Origin of the sequence: Kribbella sp. NPDC050241, assembly GCF_044459685.1 — a bacterium.
Lineage (GTDB): Bacteria > Actinomycetota > Actinomycetes > Propionibacteriales > Kribbellaceae > Kribbella.
This window is the reverse complement of sequence record NZ_JBITJE010000009.1, coordinates 1-18,048: the sequence shown is the minus strand read 5'-3', so window position 1 is coordinate 18,048 and position 18,048 is coordinate 1. Positions and strand designations below refer to the sequence as shown.

General features: G+C 68.8%; 16 protein-coding genes. 6 read left to right on the top strand and 10 right to left on the bottom strand.

The genetic code is table 11. The annotated features are described in order from the left end of the window. Window position 1: 1 nt before the first annotated feature. Window positions 2-829 (bottom strand): NAD(P)H-binding protein, encoded by an 828-nt coding sequence (locus tag ACIBG5_RS32760; RefSeq protein WP_396395394.1) that lies wholly within the window; start codon window positions 827-829, stop codon window positions 2-4. Window positions 830-1,174: 345 nt separating this feature from the next. On the opposite strand from ACIBG5_RS32760, the gene ACIBG5_RS32755 reads away from it, so the two are divergent. Next, window positions 1,175-1,819, top strand: a complete 645-nt coding sequence (locus ACIBG5_RS32755; protein WP_396395393.1) for a class I SAM-dependent methyltransferase — start codon at window positions 1,175-1,177, stop codon at window positions 1,817-1,819. Here the strand turns inward: ACIBG5_RS32755 and ACIBG5_RS32750 are convergent. Together ACIBG5_RS32750 and tyrS are read right to left on the bottom strand one after the other, a co-directional pair. Beyond that, on the bottom strand, window positions 1,797-2,984 hold the full coding sequence (locus ACIBG5_RS32750) for an aminoglycoside phosphotransferase family protein (RefSeq protein ID WP_396395391.1): 1,188 nt from the start codon (window positions 2,982-2,984) through the stop codon (window positions 1,797-1,799). The genes ACIBG5_RS32755 and ACIBG5_RS32750 overlap by 23 nt on opposite strands. Before the next feature lie 4 nt (window positions 2,985-2,988). Beyond that, window positions 2,989-4,191, bottom strand: a complete 1,203-nt coding sequence (gene tyrS, locus ACIBG5_RS32745; RefSeq protein ID WP_396395390.1) for a tyrosine--tRNA ligase — start codon at window positions 4,189-4,191, stop codon at window positions 2,989-2,991. Between the two features lie 237 nt (window positions 4,192-4,428). Here tyrS and idi point away from each other — a divergent pair, with 237 nt between their 5' ends. Next, window positions 4,429-4,986, top strand: coding sequence for an isopentenyl-diphosphate Delta-isomerase (gene idi / locus ACIBG5_RS32740; protein WP_396395389.1), 558 nt, complete (start codon window positions 4,429-4,431; stop codon window positions 4,984-4,986). Here idi and ACIBG5_RS32735 read toward each other — a convergent pair. Then, window positions 4,981-5,862: an NAD(P)/FAD-dependent oxidoreductase gene (locus ACIBG5_RS32735; RefSeq protein ID WP_396395388.1), complete on the bottom strand. Its 882-nt coding sequence runs from the start codon at window positions 5,860-5,862 to the stop codon at window positions 4,981-4,983. The two genes, idi and ACIBG5_RS32735, sit on opposite strands and share 6 nt — an antisense overlap. Window positions 5,863-5,965: 103 nt before the next feature. Here ACIBG5_RS32735 and ACIBG5_RS32730 point away from each other — a divergent pair, with 103 nt between their 5' ends. Next, window positions 5,966-6,868 carry a GNAT family N-acetyltransferase gene (locus ACIBG5_RS32730; protein WP_396395387.1) on the top strand — a complete coding sequence of 301 codons (903 nt, stop codon included), beginning with the start codon at window positions 5,966-5,968 and terminating at the stop codon, window positions 6,866-6,868. Here the strand turns inward: ACIBG5_RS32730 and ACIBG5_RS32725 are convergent. From ACIBG5_RS32725 to ACIBG5_RS32700, 6 genes are all read right to left on the bottom strand, one after another. Further along, on the bottom strand, window positions 6,845-7,837 hold the full coding sequence (locus tag ACIBG5_RS32725) for a 2-dehydropantoate 2-reductase (protein ID WP_396395386.1): 993 nt from the start codon (window positions 7,835-7,837) through the stop codon (window positions 6,845-6,847). The two genes, ACIBG5_RS32730 and ACIBG5_RS32725, sit on opposite strands and share 24 nt — an antisense overlap. Before the next feature lie 112 nt (window positions 7,838-7,949). Next, a complete protein-coding gene (locus tag ACIBG5_RS32720) occupies window positions 7,950-8,909 on the bottom strand; it encodes an ABC transporter permease (RefSeq protein WP_396395385.1) in 960 nt (319 codons plus the stop codon). A gap of 2 nt (window positions 8,910-8,911) precedes the next feature. Beyond that, entirely contained in the window at window positions 8,912-9,838 is a 927-nt protein-coding gene (locus tag ACIBG5_RS32715) for an ABC transporter permease (protein ID WP_396395384.1), read from the bottom strand. Further along, window positions 9,835-10,848 (bottom strand): ABC transporter ATP-binding protein, encoded by a 1,014-nt coding sequence (locus ACIBG5_RS32710; RefSeq protein ID WP_396395383.1) that lies wholly within the window; start codon window positions 10,846-10,848, stop codon window positions 9,835-9,837. The genes ACIBG5_RS32715 and ACIBG5_RS32710 overlap by 4 nt, the downstream gene beginning before the upstream one ends. Beyond that, a complete protein-coding gene (locus ACIBG5_RS32705) occupies window positions 10,845-11,825 on the bottom strand; it encodes an ABC transporter ATP-binding protein (RefSeq protein ID WP_396395382.1) in 981 nt (326 codons plus the stop codon). The genes ACIBG5_RS32710 and ACIBG5_RS32705 overlap by 4 nt, the downstream gene beginning before the upstream one ends. A gap of 5 nt (window positions 11,826-11,830) precedes the next feature. Beyond that, window positions 11,831-13,627, bottom strand: a complete 1,797-nt coding sequence (locus ACIBG5_RS32700; protein WP_396395381.1) for an ABC transporter substrate-binding protein — start codon at window positions 13,625-13,627, stop codon at window positions 11,831-11,833. Window positions 13,628-13,793: 166 nt separating this feature from the next. Here ACIBG5_RS32700 and ACIBG5_RS32695 point away from each other — a divergent pair, with 166 nt between their 5' ends. From ACIBG5_RS32695 to ACIBG5_RS32685, 3 genes are all read left to right on the top strand, one after another. Further along, window positions 13,794-14,477, top strand: coding sequence for a response regulator transcription factor (locus ACIBG5_RS32695; protein ID WP_131517438.1), 684 nt, complete (start codon window positions 13,794-13,796; stop codon window positions 14,475-14,477). Between the two features lie 71 nt (window positions 14,478-14,548). Beyond that, the gene (locus ACIBG5_RS32690) at window positions 14,549-15,913 is read left to right on the top strand and encodes an ATP-binding protein (protein WP_396395379.1); all 1,365 of its coding nucleotides are present in this window, start codon (window positions 14,549-14,551) and stop codon (window positions 15,911-15,913) included. 156 nt (window positions 15,914-16,069) lie between these two features. Further along, window positions 16,070-17,665, top strand: coding sequence for an ABC-F family ATP-binding cassette domain-containing protein (locus tag ACIBG5_RS32685; RefSeq protein WP_396395377.1), 1,596 nt, complete (start codon window positions 16,070-16,072; stop codon window positions 17,663-17,665). Window positions 17,666-18,048 lie beyond the last annotated feature (383 nt).

Here is an 18,048-nt window from a genome sequence, read left to right as displayed (position 1 = left end):
CCTACGCGAACAGCCCTGCGTTCTCGCGAACCCAGTCCTGCAACGTGCGCGGCGCCCGCCCGGTCACCTGCCGGACCGTGTCGTTGACCGTCGTCTCGTCAATGATCCCGTCCCCGAAGAAGCCTTCGATCGCCTCGGCGTACGGCGCTGGCATCGAGGCCTGCAGCTCGTCATGCGTCTCCGCCCGGCTCATCGGGTACGCCGTCAACTCCCGGCCGATCGCCTCGGCCAGGATCTCCACCTGCTGCGGTGGAGTGAGGGCGACCGGACCGGTGAGGCGCAGGATCGCCCCAGCCTGGTCGTCGGCAGTGAACGCACGGACGGCCACATCCGCGATGTCCCGCGGGTGGATCGTCGCGATCGGTACGTCGGGGAACTGAACCTGCACCACATCACCCGCGCGGATCTGATCAAGCCAGCGGAGCGTGTTGGACATGAACGAGTTCGGTCGCAGGAGCGTCCACTCCAGCCCGGACGCCCTCACCGCTTCCTCGGCCGCCTGGTGATATCCGGCGATCGCGTTCGACGTATCGCTGCCGGCCAGCGAACTGCTCGACAGCAGCACGACCTTCCGCACTCCCGCCCGGACCGCGTTCGCGAGCAATTCCTCGACCCGGTCGTAACCGCTGAGCAGGAAAATCCCTGACACCCCGTCCAGCGCGTCGGCGAACGAGTCCGGCTTGTTCAGATCGCCGTACACGGGCTTGATCCCGCTCGGCAGTGGTGTGTCGGAGCGGATCAGCGCCCGGCCCGCGATCCCCTCGGCCGCCAACGATTGCACGACCGCGCCGCCCGCGTTTCCGGTCGCACCCGTAATCAGGATCGTCATGCTCCCACCCCTTCGCTCGGCTTCGATGAGTCAGCGTTCCATATCCCGCACGCCATCGGCGAAAGCGTGTTTGTCCGTACATTACGGCTGTAATCCGCAGGCTCTCGTGCAGGCGGTGCACGTGCCGCCTCCGGTCGTCGTCGTACCTCCTCCGCTGACCACGACCACGCCGCCGCTGGTGACGCCGCCACGCCGCCCGACACCGACAAGCCGCCCGCCATGCCGCCCGACACCTCGGTCGGCCCCCGGACGCCGGAGTCGCCCGCCGGAACGCCCTGATCCTGGTTGCCCTTTGAACCGGATTGCCCGCTGATCCGTACAGCAGGGCAACGAAAGGGGATCAGGATGAGCGGCACCGACCTCGCATACGGCACCGGGCTGACTGAGAACAGTCTGTATCGGTACGACGACTGGCTGCTCCGGGCAGCCGCCATCCGGGACGGTGATCGCGTCCTCGACATCGGCTGTGGAACCGGCGGTACGACGCGCGCCGCCGCCTGGCTCGCGGGTTCCGGCGACGCCGTCGGCGTGGACGTCTCGGAGCAGGTGCTTGCGGAGGCGGCCCGTCGTGCGGAGGAGACCGGCGCGGTCACCGCGACCTTCGTGCCGGCCGACGCACAGGTGCATGCCTTCGAGACCGAGACCTTCGATGTCCTCCTCAGCCGCACCGGCTGCACGGACTTCGCCGACCCGATCGCGGCCTTCACCAATCTCGCGCGAGCGCTGCGTCCGGGCGGGCGCGTCGCACTCCTGGTCTGGCAAGCGCCCAGCCGGAACCCGTGGTACGCCGAACTCACCACCGGCACCACGCCGCGGCTCGACGTACCCGGTCCGTTCGCGTTCGCCGACCCTGCACGGGTCGCGCACATCCTCACCACCGCGGGCTTCCGGATGCCCGAATGCGAGCCCCTGCAGGAACTCATCCAGGTGGGTCCGGGCGTCGACTACCCGTCGGCTGCGTGGCTCGTCACCACCCGCAAGCCCGCATAGCCTCGACCGCGGCCTGGAGTTCGGTGCGCGGGTCGTCCGCGTGGTAAAGGCGTTCGTCCGGCTCGATGTTGTCGAGGAACCGCTGGTACATGACCGCCCCGACCAGACGTCCGAGCACCGTCATCGGCTGCAGTGCCCGGAACGGTTCGCTGTTCGGGATCCGGCGCTTCCAGGCCGCCGACCAGACCTCGACCGCGTGATCGCCCTGTGCCTGCGGCATCCATCCGCGCAGCCGTTGGATGTCGGTGGCCGGATGGCCGACGAAGCTGTCCGCCCAGTCGACGATCGCCCGGTTGGTGCCGTCCGAACGCCAGTTGCCCGGATGGAAGTCGCCGTGTACGAGCGTGATCGGAAGACCCGACGCATCCAATTCGGACAGGATGCCGGGCAGCTTGGTCAGCAGCTCCTCAACCGCGAGCGCGTCATCACCGGGCAGCGCGACGATGGTCAGCAGCCGGGACACTTCATCCGCCAGGTGCTCCGGTCGCAGTACCGGCGCGTCGAGCTCGTCCACCTCCGCCGCAAGCTCGGCTTGTACGGCGACCCACCGGCTGACCACGTCCTCGATCGTCGGCGGATCCGGCTGCCAGCAGTCGACCCCGGGCGCGTGGGCGAGCAGTGACCAGCGGTTGCCGGCCGACGTACCGAGCACGGTGGGTGCGAGCTGAGCGTCGTACCGGCGGATGTGATCAATGATATCGGCGTCGATACTGCAGAACCGGCTCGTCGCCTTCGCCCAGGCACCCGGGAAGCGGATCAGACAGGACAGGTTCCACGTCTTCACCTGAACCGGATCGAGCGGGCCGATGATGCCTCGCGCCCACTCGATCAGCCGGCCCGGTCCGTCCACCTCGGCCCACGTCGCCCGCAGCGGATCGGGTGCGACGATCGCGTCCCATCCGTCGTACGGCGTCTCGTCCAGTACCCCGGCACGCGGTTCGCCCAGCGCCTGCACGTGATAGACGACCCGGCCACCGCGACCGACCACCGCCTCGTCCGCGTGCACGAGCCGCAGCACCATGGTCCGGACGCCGAGCAACTGGTCGAGCTGCCGGGTCACGCCCTCGACTTCGGACCACCACGCCGGCTCCACCTCGAACGCCGGCACCCGGCCCGCGTAGCGCTGCCCGACGCTGACCAATGCCTCGACCGTCTTCGTCTCCACGTGATCAGTGTCGTCTGACCCGGTGCCATGTGCGTGCGCCGGATTTGATCACCACGCCGGTGCCCAGGTCGACGGCCTCCGCCGGGTCGTCCGCCCGGGTGCCGTCGATGGTGACGGCCCCCTGCCGGATCAGCCGCCGGAGCTCGGAGTTGCTGTCGTCGGGCCGGATCGCGCGCAGGAGATCGAGCGCAGTCGTCACAGAGCTGTCGACGACGATCTCCGGAATGTCCTCGGGCTGATTGCGGTCGGAGAAGGTCCGTCGGAACGCCTCCAGTTCGGCCTTCGCCGTGCCGGCGCCGTGGTAGCGCGTCACCACGGCAGCGGCCAGGCGGAGCTTGGCGTCGCGCGCCTGCGGACCGCCGTGTGCGGCTGCGGCGCCGAGTGCGGCGACCGTGTCCATCGGGAGTTCGGTGTAGACGCGGGCGTACGGCTCGACCAGGTCGTCCGGGATGCTCATCAGCTTGCCGAACTTCTCCCGCGGCGGGTCCGTCAGCCCGACGTAGTTGTTCAGCGACTTCGACTGCTTCGCCCGTCCGTCGAGGCCCGGCGTGATCGTGGTCGTGATCACCGCTTGCGGCGGCGCGCCCAAGCGCTGCTGGAAGTGCCGGCCGAGCTGCTCGTTGAACAGTTGGTCCGTGCCGACGATGGTCAGATCGCTCTGCATCGCGAAACTGTCGTAGCCCTGCAGTACCGGGTACACCAGCTCGTGGACCGCGATCTCGCGCCCGGCCGTGACCCGCTCCCGGAACATGTCCCGCGCCATCAGCTGTGCATGCGTGACCTGCGCGAACAGACCGAGCAGCTCCGCCACCCGCATCCCGTCGTACCACTCGGAGTTCCGCCGTACTTCGAACACCGCGGGATCCGTGCGCAGTACCAGTGACACCTGCTCGAGGAACGACGTCGCATTCGCCTCGATCTCCTCCGGCGTCAGCACCGGCCGGGTCTCGGACCGCCCGGTCGGGTCGCCGACGCGGGTGGTCAGGTCGCCGAGCAGGAACACGACCTGGTGGCCGAGGTCCTGCAGTTGCCGCATCATCCACAGGTTGACGGCGTGGCCGAGATGCAGATCCGGTGCGGTGCAGTCGACGCCGTACTTGATCCGCAACGGCCGCCCGGACGTCAGTCGTTCACGCAGGTCGGCCTCGCCGACGATGGAGTCGGTGGTACGGCGTAATCGGTCGATCACCGCGGTCGGGTCGTTCATGGGGGTCCTCTCAGCAGGTCTGGAGGCACCCTCGCCACGACAGCGCCTCCGGCAACGGAAAGAGGCAGGAACCCGGTCGGTTCCTGCCTCGGAGGCTCTGGGTGGAGCGAGTTGTGGGGACTACCGAATGCCGGCCCCTCCCAGAGCCGGTCGATATGCCACGCGTCGCTTGATCACGGCGTCAGAGTAGCACCGGCGCATTGGGCCCGCAGGCGGGTATCCGCCTACCCTCGGGGGGTGACGGAGGAGCGAGTGGTGCTGCTGGACGACGCCGGCCGGGCGATCGGGACCGAGGCCAAGGCAACGGTGCACCACTCCGCGACCCCGCTGCACCTGGCGTTCTCGAGCTACGTGGTCGATGACGCGGGCCGGGTGCTGCTGACCCAGCGCGCCCTGACCAAGCCGACCTGGCCGGGGGTCTGGACCAACAGTTGCTGTGGGCATCCACTTCCCGGTGAGCCGGTCCCCGATGCGGTACGGCGCCGGCTCGCCGACGAGCTGGGGATCGTGGCGGACGGCGTCGAGCTGGTGCTGCCCGAGTTCCGCTACCGCGCCGAGATGCCGACCGGCGTGGTGGAGAACGAGATGTGCCCGGTGTACCGGGTCCGGTGGTCCGGCGACCCCACGCCCGATCCCACGGAGGTGGCGTCGTACCGATGGGTCGAATGGTCCGACATGCGCGACGTACCGGGCCTGTCGCCGTGGTGCCTGCTGCAGTTGGACGAGCTCAGTGGGGCGCCAGGGGAGTGGACCGTCGGGGATCCTGCGCTCCTGCCGCCTGCTGCGCGGTCATGAGCTGAGGTCGCGGTCGAGCAAGTCCGCGTGCAGGGCAACCGCGGCGGTGCTCGCGTGCCCGGCAGCGCCGATCGCGAAGAGGGCGGGGACGGCCGTCGTACCGACCGCGTAGACACCAGGGATGCTGGTCCTTCCGGAGCTGTCGACGGCGACCGCGCCATCCACTACGTCGCAGCCGAGGTTCGCCGCGAGATCACTCTGCTGATGCTGCCGGACGACCACGAACACAGCCCGAGGAAGCAACGTGTCACCGCCCTTCAGCAGCACGCGTACGTCGTTCTCCGCTGGCTGAACGGCCTCGACTCGCTCGGTGCGAATCGTCACGCCGGCCTTGTCGAGCTTGGTCAGGTGATCGAAGCTGAGTTCGTCGCCGTCGGTGCACAGGACGACGTCGTTGCTCCACCTGCTGAGCAACAGCGCCCGGGCAACCGAGCGGTCCGGCAGCCCGCGCATCCCGAGCTGCACGAGCGGCTCGTCACGCACCTCCCAGCCATGACAGTGCGGACAGGCAACAACCGACCGACCCCACGACTCCCACACACCCGGCACATCCGGCAGCTCGTCCCGGAGCCCGGTCGCCAGTACCACGGATCGCACCCGCTCACCCTCGACGACGAAACCGTCGCCGTCAGCGGTCAGGTCCTCGACCCGCGTGTCCCGCACCTCGACGCCGTACTCCCGGAGTTGCCGGCGCCCCAGCGCGAGCAACTCGCCCGGTGCGGTGTCCTCGACTCCGAGGAAGTTGTGGACGTGCTCGGCCGTCCGGTTCCGCGCCTTCCCGTCGTCGAACAGCACCACTCGCCGCCGCGCCCGTCCCAAGGTCAGAGCCGCCTGCAGGCCCGCCACACTTCCACCGATCACCGCTGCGTCGATCACAGCGCCATCTTGCCGCTGCTTCCACAATTCGAGAAGAACTGGCTCAAATAACGAGACGATGAAATCGAGTGCGCACCAGGTCCGGGTAGGGCAAGGTGGGGGCATGGGTGAGATCGTGTTCCGGCCGGTCGAGTCGGAGCGGGACTACGAGGACTGGCGTGCGGTGCGGCTCGCGGTGCAGCCGTACGAGCGCTGTCCGAGTGTGGCCGAGCTGCAGAAGTTGGCGAAGCCAGGACGGCTCCTGGTGCTGGCGGTGATGGACGGTGCGGTCGTCGGCAGTGGGATGTCGGATCACTCCAGCGAGGCGGCTCGTGCGGCCGTCAAGCCGCGGGTCCGCCCTGAGGCACGACGGCGAGGTGCCGGCACCGAGTTGCTGCGTGCGCTGACCGAGCATGCCGTTGCCCAGGGTTACCAGGTCGCGGGCTGCTCGGTCGACGACGAGGACTCGCTCGCGTTCGCCGACCACTTCGGTTTCACCGAGGCGAACCGCCAGGTCGAGCAGCTCCGCCGGATCGGAACCGAGCCGTGGCCGGAGCAGCCGACGGCGTACCGGATCGTGACCGTGGCCGAGCGGCCCGAGCTCTGGGCGAAGGCTTACGAGCAGGTGGCGGTGCCGACCCTTCCCGACCTGGATGTGCCGGCACCGATGGACGTCTCGGCCGAGGAGTGGGAGATCGAGTGGATCAACGACCCGGCGGCGATGTTCCTGGCCGTCGTCGGTGACGACGTGATCGGTGTCGCCGGGTTGATGCTCGACACCGACCAACCGGAGCGGGCTGAGGTCGCCTACACCGCCGTCCATCCGGACTGGCGCGGCAAGAGCGTCGCCGCGACCTTGAAGCGAACGAGTATGGCCTGGGCGGCCGAGCACGGGATCACCGAGATCTACACCTGGACCCAGCGCGGCAACGAGAACATGCGCCGGCTGAACGAGCACCTCGGGTTCACCTACGGCATCGTGAGCGTCGATGTCCGGGCGAAGCTACCGCTGCAGTTCGCGGAGTAGCTCGGGGCCGGGCCAGGGGTGGTGGTTGGTCTCGGCCTTGTGGATCAGCTCGATCAGCTTGGCGTTGACCGGAGCTCTGCGGCCGAGGGACTCCGCCAGGCGGACGACCTCGCCGTTCAGGTAGTCGATCTCGGTCGGGCGGCCGGCTTTGAGGTCTTCCCACATGGAGGTCCGGGCGAGCGGGTCGATCGCGAGGACCGAGCCGGCCAAGCGGCGGAACAGGAAGTCGGGCAGGCGGAGGACGGCCGGGAAGCGGCGCATCGGCACCGCCAGGATCCGGGCCGGTTCGATGCCGTGCGCAGCGAGAAGGGCGAGTGACTCGGCCTGAGCCGCGGCGAGGCAGCGGCGGTACGCGCGCTGGGACAGCTCGTCGCGCAGCGGGAGGTCCGAGAGCGCGTTGATCGGGTTGTTGAGGTTGAGCAGGAGCTTCGACCACTGCACCGGCAGGATGTCGTCATGCTGCTTCAGCGGCAGCCCCGCTCGGGCGAAGTCCTCGACGTACGGCGCCAGGCCCGGATGGCTTTGGACATCGAGCGCACCGGCGGTGCCCTGGTGGAAGATTCCCTCGCCACGGTTCAGCACGTTGAACGGAACCATCCCGGGCACCACGACCTGGTCCGGCAGCCGCTCCCGCAGGACGTCACCGTTGCGGAGGCCGTTCTGGAAGCTGACCACGATCGCGCCCGGCTTGAGCACATCGGCCAGCTCGGCGGCTGCGGTCCCGGTCGCCGCCGACTTGACCGTCAGCAGGACCAGATCCGCCGCTCCCGCCGCCGCGGGCGAGGTCTCGTAGCGAACATCGGCAACCCGGAGATCAGCACCGAGGTAGTCGGTCAGTCGTAGCCCGTGGGCCGCGACCTCGGCAGCCATCCGCGGCCGCCCGACGAAGACCACGTCGGCCCCACCCGCGAGCAGCCGTCCGCCCACGTAGCAGCCGATCCCGCCGGCGCCGTACACCACGATCGACACGGCACCACCGTACCGAAGGACAGGAGGTAGTCAGTGCTGACCGGCGCGGCTCCGCTTGGCCCACCCCTGAAAGGCCAACCAACCGGCCACTACCTCCTGTCCTTCGGTACATCTAGTGGAGTCGAACCCGCGGATCCAGGAAGGCGTAGGCAATGTCGACCAGGATGTTCGCGACCACGACGGCGGCGGAGGCGAACAGGACGATCCCGATGATGACCGGGAGATCCTGCTGGTTGATCGCCGTCACCGCGGTCTGCCCGAGACCGGGCAGGCTGAACACGGTCTCGATGACGACGACACCGCCGATCAGCTGACCCAGATCGATGCCGAACTGCGTGACCACCGGAGTCAGCGCGCTGCGCAGACCGTGCCGGACGATCACCCGGCTCTCCCGGATGCCCTTCGAGCGAGCGGTCCGGATGTAGTCCTCGCCGAGGACGTCGAGCATCGAGCCGCGGGTCAACCGGGTGTAGGTGGCCGCCAGCAACAAAGCCAGAGCTACCCACGGCAGCAACAAGTGCTGGAACCAGGCGCCGGCCCCGGCGCTCAGTGGGGAGTACCCACCTGCCGGGAACCAGTGGAATCCGGCCAGCGTCAGCCGGAAGTACAGGAAGTACAGCAGCAGCAACCCGAGCAGGAACGACGGGAACGAGTAGAAGAACAACGAGAACAGCGTCAGTCCGCGATCGGCCAGCGACCGTGGATGCACCGCGGAGATCACCCCGTTGAAGATGCCCAGCAGCAACCACAGTACGGCGGCTCCGAGTGCCAGCGAGACCGTGATCGGCAACGCGGTCCCGATGATCGTGGTCACCGGCACCTGGTGGTAGTAGTCGTATCCGAGGTTGCCGTGCAGCGCGTTCTCGACGAAGTGCAGGTACTGCTTCCACACCGGCAGGTCCAGCCCCAGCCGGTGCTTGATCAGGTCAACGGTCTCCGGCGTCGCCTGCCGGCCGGCCAGCGTCTGCGCGACGTTGCTCGGGGCAACGAAGAACAGGGCGAACACGGCCACCGTGATGAGCCAGAGGACCAGGAGTCCATGACCCAGCCGGCGGAGGAGGAAAACAGCCATCACTAGGTCCGATCTGCGCGGGGGTCGAAGGCGTCCCGGACCCCGTCACCGAACAGGTTGAACGCGAGCGTCGTGATCAGCAGCGCCAGGCCGGGGAAGAGGATGAACCACCATGCGGTCGTGTAGTAGTTCTGCGAGGCGCTGATCATTCCGCCCCAGTCGGCCGTTGGCGGCGGCAGTCCGAGCCCGAGGAACGACAACGTCGCCTGGGTCACGATCACCACCGGGATCAGCAGCGTGGTGTAGACGATCACCGGCGCCAGCACGTTCGGCAGTACGTCGACGAACATGATCCGCCCGTCGCCCGCCCCCAGCGACCGGGCCGCCTCGACGAACTCGCGTTCGCGCAGCGACAGCACCTGCCCACGCACGATCCTGGCCACCGACGCCCAGCTGAAGAACCCGATCACCAGCACGGTCACGGTCAGGCTCGGCCCGGTGACCGAGACCAGCGCGATCGCCACCAGCAGGAACGGCACGGACAGTACGACGTCGATCAGCCGCGCGAGCACCGTGTCGACGACCCCGCCGAGGAACCCGGCCGCGAGCCCGAGTACCACGCCGATCGCGACGGTGATCGCGGTCGCGATGACGCCGACCAGCAGCGAGACGCGAGCGCCGTACGCGATCCGGACCAGGATGTCCCGGCCGAGGTCGTCGGTGCCGAGCCAGAACGTCCCGTTCGGCCCGCGCGGCAACCCGTCCGGGGTCAGCCCGATGTCGCGGTACTGCTCGTTCGGCGGATGACCGGTGATCGCGGCGAAGACCGGCGCGAGGATCGCCATCAGCACGATCAGCACGATCACGACCAGCGAGATCATCGCGACCTTGTCCTTGCGCAGCCGTCGCAACGCCAGCACGAACGGACTGCGGCCCTCGATCGCCTTGGGCTCGTCAAGGACATCGACCATCTCGATGGCGGCGGTCATGATGCCTTCAGGTCCGGTACGGCGGTCGACAGGTCTTCGCCGATCGTCAGCGGATGGAAGCAGGCGGTCCGGTGGTCGTGCTGGTCGTCGAGGACGGAGATCAGCGGCGGCTCGCCCGCGGCGCAGTCGGCTCGCGCCTTCGGGCACCGCGTGTGGAACCTGCACCCCTCCGGCGGGTTCGTCGCGGCGGGGATGTCGCCACCGAGGATGATCTGCTCACGGCTGTCGGCCGTGTCCGGATCCGCCACCGGCAACGCCGACAACAGCGCCCGCGTGTACGGGTGACGCGTCTGCCCGAACAACTCGTGCGTCGGCGCCAGCTCGACGATCTTGCCCAGGTACATCACCGCGATCCGGTCACTCACGTGCCGGACCACGGACAAGTCGTGCGAGATGAACACATAGGTCAGGTCGAACTCCTTCTGCAGATCGGCCAGCAGGTTGATGATCTGCGCCTGGATCGACACGTCCAGCGCCGACACCGGCTCGTCGCAGATCACCAGCTTCGGCCGCAGCGCCAGCGCTCGGGCGACCCCGATCCGTTGCCGTTGGCCACCGGAGAACTCGGCCGGGAACCGGTTGTAGTGCTCGGGGTTCAGCCCGACCAGCTCCATCAGTTCCTGGACCTTCTTCTTCCGTTCCGGCCCGGACGCGATGCCGTGGATGGCGAACGGGTCACCGATGATCGAGCCGACCCGGCGGCGCGGGTTCAGCGAGCCGTACGGGTCCTGGAAGATCACCTGCACCTCGCGCCGCACCGGTCGCATCGCCCGCCGCGACAGCGTGCTGATCTCCTTCCCGTCGAACCAGACCGAGCCCGACGTCACGTCGTACAGGTGGGCCATGCAGCGGGCCAGTGTCGACTTGCCGCAGCCGGTCTCGCCGACCAGCCCGAGCGTCTCGCCCTTGCGCACCTCGAGAGAGACCCCGTCGACCGCATGGACCACCTCCTTCGAGTGGGTCGGGAACTCCTTACGGACGTCGTCGACTTTCAGCAGTACGTCGTTCATGACGCGATCGCCTCGCTCACGGTGTGGGGCAGCCAGCAGGCCGACTGATGTCGCGGGTCGGCGCCGACGTCGGTGAGCGGCGGCGCCTCGGTGCGGCACTTGTCGAACACGTGCGGGCAGCGGGCGGCGAACGGGCAGCCCGCGGGCAGACTGATCAGGCTCGGCGGACTGCCGGCGATCGGGGTCAACCGGTCGCCGCTGCGGGCCGGCAGCGATGCCAGCAGGCCTTGGGTGTACGGGTGGTGGTTGCGGTAGAAGATGTCGCGGCGCGGCGCCCGTTCCATCACCGCGCCGGCGTACATGACGACCACCTCGTCGGCCATCTCCGCCACCACGCCGAGGTCGTGGGTGATCAGGATGATCGCCGTACCGAACTGCTCCTGCAGGCGGCGCATCACGTTCAGCACCTGGGCCTGCACGGTCACGTCGAGCGCGGTCGTCGGCTCGTCCGCGATCAGCAGCGCCGGGTCGAGCGCCATCGCCATCGCGATCATCACCCGCTGCCGCATCCCGCCGGAGAACTGGTGCGGGTAGTCGTCGATCCGCTCCGACGCCCGCGGGATGCCGACCAGGGTGAGCAGCTCGGCGGCCCGTTGCCGGGCCGCCTGCTTGCTGATCACGGTGTCGTGCGCCCGGATCATCTCGACGATCTGCCAGCCGATCCGGTAGTGCGGGTGCAGGCTGGACAGCGGGTCCTGGAAGATCATCCCGATCTGTGCCCCGCGCAACCTGCGCAGGGTCGACTGGTCCGCGCTGATGAGGTCCGTCCCGTCGAAGAACGCCGTACCGGACACCTGGGCGCCGCGGGTCAGACCGGTGATGGTCTGGGTGGCGACGCTCTTGCCCGACCCGGACTCGCCGACCACCGCCAGCGTCTGTCCGGCCTCGACGTCGAACGACAGGCCCCGGACGGCGCGGACGGTGCCGTCCGGGGTGTCGAAGGAGACCCGAAGATCCCTTACTTCAAGCAGGGCCATGAGGTTCAGCCGCCCTGCTTGTCCTTGGACAGCCACACGTTCGTCGGGTCGTAGTTCTGCATCGACGGGACGTAGACGGCGTTGTGGACCTGCGTGGCGTGGTAGTTCGCCTGCTTGTTGTTGGTGAGCGGGTAGAACGCGGCCTGGTCCATCACCCGGGCGTCGGCCTTGGCCCACAGCTCGGCGGCCGCGTCCGTCGTCGGTGCCGCGATCGCCTGCTGGATCAGGTCGTTGGTCTCCGGGTCGTTGTAGAGGCCGAAGTTGCTGCCCACCGGCGGGAACGACGGCTCACCGGAGAACAACGGGTTGAAGAACGACAGTGCCGCGTTGCCGTACCAGTCGGCGCCCCAACCGGCCAGCGACAGGTCCCAGACACCGCGCCGGGCGACATCCGGCACCTGCAGGTACTTCACGTAGAAGTCCGCGTTCGGCGACGGTACGCCGGTGACGGTGATGCCGGCCTTGGACAGGTCCTGCTGGATCGTCTGGAAGCCCTTGCTGCTGCCCTCGGTCGCGTTGCGGTAGAGGAACTTCAGCGTCAGATGCGGATACCCGGCCTCGGTGAGCAGTTGCTTGGCCTTCTCCGGGTCGTACGGGTACGGGTCGATCTGCTTCGAGCCGGTGATGACGTCCGGCAGTACGTGCGTGAGCGGCGGGTTCAGCGTCTTGCCGCCGAGCACCTGCAGGACATGGTCCCGGTTGATCGCGTAGCTGATCGCCTGCCGGACCTTCGGGTTCTCCAGCGCCTTGTTGTTGTTCGGCGAGACCGTGTTGTAGACGACGTACGGGTTCGAGCTCGCGGTGTCGCCGATCGTCAGGTTCGGGTCCTTCTTGGCCTGCAGCGCGGGCAGTTGCGACGGCGGCGGTGCGACGTCGAACTCCATGTCGGCGGTCGGCGTACCGGTCTGCAACTGCTGCTGGATCGAGTCCTGGGTGACGGTCTCGTTCACCACGATCTTGTCGACGTACGCCTTGCGGACCGGGTCGGTGGCCGCGTCCCAGGCGGGGTTGCGCGAGTAGTTGATCGACTTGGTCGGAACCCAGGAGTCGACCTTGTACGGACCGTCGGACGGGAAGTGGTTGCCGAGCTCGGTGCTGGCCGGGAGGTACTTCAGCGACTCCACCGGGGCCGGCGAGAAGGCCGGCAGCGTCAGCATGTCGACGAAGTACGTCGCCGGCTGGGTCAGGTGGAAGACGACGGTGGTGTCGTCCTTCGCGACCACACCGGGCAGCGCCGTCTTGTCGATGTATTCCTGGATCCCGGCGACCGTCTTCGGCGCCTTGGCGAAGCCGGCGGCGAACGCCTGGTAGCCGTCGATCAGGTTGGCGAAGTCCGGGATGCCGCCGAACGGCTGTACCGGGTTCGCGGTCCGCTTGACGCCGCGGACCACGTCGGCGGCCGTCACCTGGCGCGCCGGGGAGGTGCCCCATTTCGCGCCGGGCCGGATCTTGATCGTGTACGTCTTGCCGTCCGCGCTCAGCCCGCCGTTCGCGGCGGTCGGGATGTCGGTGGCGAGGTCCGCGACCGGTGCGGTGTTCTTGCCACCTGGCTCCGCGGGGTACGTGAACAGCTGCCGGCTCCACATTCGCAGGTTCAGGTAGCCGACCGAGTAGTAGCTGATGTTCGGATCCATGTAGTCGACGTCGCCTGCCCCGAGCATGTTCAGGGTGCCACCGCTGACCGGTGTGGCTGCGTCACCTCCGGATCCGGACGGTGATCCGCCACCGTTGCTGCATGCGGCGAGCGCGACGAGCGCTGCCACGGCGGCAAGGGATACTGCCGCCAGCCGTCTTCTGGCCATTGGTCCTCCTCCGGACTCGATAGCGCCGAAGCTAGGACCGTGGCGCGGACCCCGGAGGCTGGGTTACCGAAGCGTCAAGAGGTTGTCACCCGGGGCCCGCACGAACATGACGGATTCATGACAGCCGTAACCGGCGCGCGCTCCGGTGGTGCGGGACACTGGGTCCGTGCCACACAGCCTGCTGCTGGTCGACGACGAGCCGCGCATCCGCCGGGTGCTGCGGCTTGCCCTGGAAGACGAGGGGTACCAGGTCGCCGAGGCGGCCAACGGGTACGACGCTCTGGCCGCGCTGCGCCGGGAACCACCGGACGTGGTGCTGCTGGATCTGATGCTGCCGGACCGGGACGGATTCACGGTCTGCCGCGAGATCCGCCGCGCCAGCGACGTGCCGGTCATCATGGTGACCGCGCGCACCGACAGTCACGACGTGGTCGCCGGGCTGGAGGCCGGTGCCGACGACTATGTGACGAAACCGCTCGTTGCCAAGGAGTTGTCGGCCCGGATCCGGGCGCTGCTGCGCCGAGTGGAGCCGGCCAACGCCCGGCAGCCCGACGTACTCGTGGTCGGTGACCTCACGATCGACGTCCCCGGGGCCGAGGTGACCCGCGGCGATTCGGTGCTGCCGCTGACCCGGACCGAGTTCAAGCTGCTCGCCGAACTGGCCGGGGCAGAGGGCAAGGTGCTGAGCCGTGAGCAACTGCTGTCCAAGGTGTGGGGCTACGGGTACTTCGGTGACAGCCGGATCGTCGACGTACACATCCGCCGGCTGCGGCTCAAGATCGAGCACGACCCGGCCAGTCCGAAGCATCTCGTCACCGCCCGCGGCCTGGGCTATCGACTGGTGAGTTGACGTTGCGGCGACGGCGACTGGGGCGGCGATGGGGCCGGACGGGTCTCAGGCCTGGCCTGCGCGGGCGCGTGATGGTGGCCTACGGCCTGCTCGCGCTCGGACTGTCGTCTGTGCTGGCGCTGGTGACCTGGGGTGTCGTCTCCGACTACCTCACCGAGCAGCGCGAGTCCTCGGCGATGGTCGAGACGGCCGACAACGCAGCGGCCTTCCACTACGGGCTGTTCGGCGCGCCACAGCCGTGCCGGCCGGTGCGTGAGCAGGCCGAGTGCGGCAGCCTGACGCCGAACCCGGATGTCAGCGTGACGAATCTGCTGACCAGCCTGCCATCCACGGATGCCGCAGCTTCGATGGTCTACTACGACGACACCTGGTACTCCCTGACCGGGAAGCCGTCGGATCTGCCGATCGACCTGGTCACCACGGTCCGGAACGGTACGGCGGCGAGCCGCCGGCTCACCGTGGGCGGGCAGCACGTGCTGGCGGTCGGCGTACCGATGAAGGTGCCGGGTACGGCGTTCTTCGAGTGGCACCCGCTGGCGAGTCTCGACGGGACGCTGCGGACGTTGAAGATCACGCTCGTCGCGGCGGCGATCGTGACCGCGATGATCGGCCTGGCGGTCGGGCGGCTGGCGAGCACGCTGGCGCTGCGGCCGCTGGCGGCGCTGACCAAGGTGGCGGATGCGGTGGCGCGCGGGCGGCTGGAGGCGGAGAACGACCGCGACCTGGGCGGGCTGGCGCGATCGTTCAACCAGACCGCCGCGGATCTGGAACGGCGGGTGGCGGCGGACGCGCGGTTCGCGGGTGATGTGAGCCATGAGTTGCGTACGCCGTTGATGACGATGCTCAACTCGATGCAGTTGATCCAGAACCATCGGGCAGAACTGCCTTCGGCGGTGCGTGAGCCGGTCGAGTTGCTCGGTGACGACCTGGACCGGTTCCGGCGGCTGGTGATCGATCTGCTGGAGATCTCGCGGGACGACGGTGGTGATCAGGGCAGTCGGGAGATTGTGCGGATCGCCGACCTTGTCCGGGCTGCGGCGGATGCGACGGCCGGGCGTGAGGTGACCACGGTGGCTCCGGACGCCGAGGGGCTGACGCTGCAGGCGGACAAGCGCCGGCTCGAGCGGGTGATCGCGAACCTGGTCGAGAACGCCGAGGACCACGCCGGCGGCTGCAAGGGTGTCGGCGTCGAGGCCGGTGGACTCGGCGTGATCATCACCGTCGACGACGCCGGTCCCGGGATCGCGCCCGAGGACCGCGAACGCATCTTCCAGCGCTTCGGCCGCGGCGAGACCAGCGGCCGGGGCCGCGGCGTAGGCCTCGGCCTGGCCATCGTCGCCCGCCACGTCCAATGGCACCAAGGCACCATCCAGGTCACCACCCACCCCTCCGGCGGCGCCCGCTTCGTAGTAGAACTCCCCGCCAAATCCACCTGACCCACCAGGCCTCCGCCCCCTCTGCGCGGTTAATCGGATGACGTGGCTGGGGGTGGTGGGTATTTTGGGTTTATGGCTACTTGCCTCTGTGTCTAGCTGCGGGACCCGCTTCCGTACCTGAAGTGCGTCCCTTGGCTATCACGGAGAGTAACCATCATGATCACCGTCAACGGTGTAGACATTCGCGTCGGCGCCCACCTGCTGCTGTCCGACCTGTCGTTCCACGTCAGTCCCGGCGACCGAGTCGGGCTCGTCGGCCGTAACGGCGCCGGCAAGACCACCTTGCTGAAGACGCTGGCCGGCGAAGACCGCCCGGCCACCGGAACCATCAGCGTGTCCGGCTCCATCGGCTACCTGCCGCAGGACCCGCGCGCCGCCGACCCCGCCGTCACGGTCACGGACCGGATCCTGTCCGCCCGCGGCCTGGACGTCGCCGTCCGCAAGCTACGCGACGCCGAGGCCGCGATGAGCACTGCCACCGGCGATGCGCAGGAGCGCGCGATGGCGTACGCGCGGGCCGAGGCGCAGTTCCAGGCCGGCGGCGGGTACGCGGCCGAGGCGGAGGCGGCGCGGCTGGCGGCCGGCGTCGGCCTGCCGAACCGCGCCCTCGAGCAGCCCGTCGGTGAACTGTCCGGCGGTCAGCGCCGTCGCGTCGAGCTGGCCCGGATCCTGTTCGCGCAGCACGACACGCTGCTGCTCGACGAGCCGACCAACCACCTCGACGCCGACTCGGTGCTGTGGCTGCGCTCGTTCCTACTGTCGTACCCGGGCGGCCTGATCGTCATCAGCCACGACCGCGAGTTGCTCAAGGCAACCGTCAACCGGGTCTTCCACCTGGATCCGCTGCGGGTCACGATCGACATCCACAACACCGGCTGGACGAAGTACCTCGAACAACTGGAGACCGACGAGCGTCGCCGCACCCGGGAGCGCAACACGGCCGAACGCAAGGCCGCGGTCCTGCACACCCAGGCGCAGAAGATGCAAGCCAGCGCGACGAAAGCCGTTGCCGCGCGCAACATGGCGCGGCGGGCGGACAAGCTGCTCTCGGACCTCGAGCCGGTACGCCGGGCCGCGCGAGTAGCCCGCATCCGGCTGCCCGCTCCGGCGCCGTCGGGGAAGACACCGCTGGCCGCGGTCGGCCTCAAGAAGGCGTACGGCGGACTCCAGGTGCTGAACGGCGTCGACCTCGCCATCGACCGGGGGAGCCGGGTCGTCGTTCTCGGACTGAACGGCGCGGGCAAGACCACCCTGCTCCGGCTGCTCGCGGGCCGGGAAGAGCCGGACGAGGGCCGGGTCGTGCCCGGTCACGGGCTGCGGCTCGGGTACTTCGCCCAGGAGCACGACACCCTGGACCTGGCCGGCACAGTTCGGCAGAACCTTGCGTCGGTCGCGCCCGGGCTAACCGACGGCGAGGTCCGGAACGTGCTCGGTTCGTTCCTGTTCAGCGGAGACGACGCGGACAAGCCGGCCCACGTGCTGTCGGGCGGGGAGAAGACCCGCCTGGCGCTCGCCGGGCTGGTCCACTCCGGTGCCAACGTGCTGCTGCTGGACGAGCCGACCAACAACCTGGACCCGGCCTCCCGGGACGAGGTCCTGGGCGCGGTCGGCAGCTACCCGGGCGCGATCGTCATGGTCACCCACGACGAGGGCGCAATCGAGGCCCTGCAGCCGGACCGCGTGCTGATCCTCCCGGACGCCAGCGAGGACCTCTGGTCCAACGACTACCTAGACCTGGTCTCACTGGCGTGACCCCACCACCCCACCCCGCCCCGTCTGATGGGCTGACCCAGCCGTCGGTGGGTTGGCCAACCGCGTGCCGTTGGCCAACCCACCATCTCGTGGGTCAACCCATCAGACGAGGGCTGGGCGGGGTCAACCTGGCCCGACCCCCGCCCCGTCTGATGGTCTGACTCAGCCGTCGGTGGGTTGGCCAACCGCGTGCCGTTGGCCAACCCACCATCTCGTGGGTCAACCCATCAGACGAGGGCTGGGCGGGGTCAACCTGGCCCGACCCCCGCCCCGTCTGATGGTCTGACTCAGCCGTCGGTGGGTTGGCCAACCGCGTGCCGTTGGCCAACCCACCGTCTCGTGGGTCAACCCATCGGACGGGGGCTGGGCGGGGTCAACCTGGC

What these genes read in the sequence shown, in the direction of transcription:
- ACIBG5_RS32690 (WP_396395379.1), top strand. Translation starts at nt 14,549, where the DNA reads ATGGTGGCCTACGGCCTGCTCGCGCTCGGACTGTCGTCTGTGCTGGCG.
- ACIBG5_RS32685 (WP_396395377.1), top strand. Translation starts at nt 16,070, where the DNA reads ATGATCACCGTCAACGGTGTAGACATTCGCGTCGGCGCCCACCTGCTG.
- ACIBG5_RS32710 (WP_396395383.1), bottom strand. Translation starts at nt 10,848, where the DNA reads ATGAACGACGTACTGCTGAAAGTCGACGACGTCCGTAAGGAGTTCCCG.
- ACIBG5_RS32755 (WP_396395393.1), top strand. Translation starts at nt 1,175, where the DNA reads ATGAGCGGCACCGACCTCGCATACGGCACCGGGCTGACTGAGAACAGT.
- ACIBG5_RS32705 (WP_396395382.1), bottom strand. Translation starts at nt 11,825, where the DNA reads ATGGCCCTGCTTGAAGTAAGGGATCTTCGGGTCTCCTTCGACACCCCG.
- tyrS (WP_396395390.1), bottom strand. Translation starts at nt 4,191, where the DNA reads ATGAACGACCCGACCGCGGTGATCGACCGATTACGCCGTACCACCGAC.
- ACIBG5_RS32715 (WP_396395384.1), bottom strand. Translation starts at nt 9,838, where the DNA reads ATGACCGCCGCCATCGAGATGGTCGATGTCCTTGACGAGCCCAAGGCG.
- ACIBG5_RS32760 (WP_396395394.1), bottom strand. Translation starts at nt 829, where the DNA reads ATGACGATCCTGATTACGGGTGCGACCGGAAACGCGGGCGGCGCGGTC.
- ACIBG5_RS32720 (WP_396395385.1), bottom strand. Translation starts at nt 8,909, where the DNA reads ATGGCTGTTTTCCTCCTCCGCCGGCTGGGTCATGGACTCCTGGTCCTC.
- ACIBG5_RS32700 (WP_396395381.1), bottom strand. Translation starts at nt 13,627, where the DNA reads ATGGCCAGAAGACGGCTGGCGGCAGTATCCCTTGCCGCCGTGGCAGCG.
- ACIBG5_RS32730 (WP_396395387.1), top strand. Translation starts at nt 5,966, where the DNA reads ATGGGTGAGATCGTGTTCCGGCCGGTCGAGTCGGAGCGGGACTACGAG.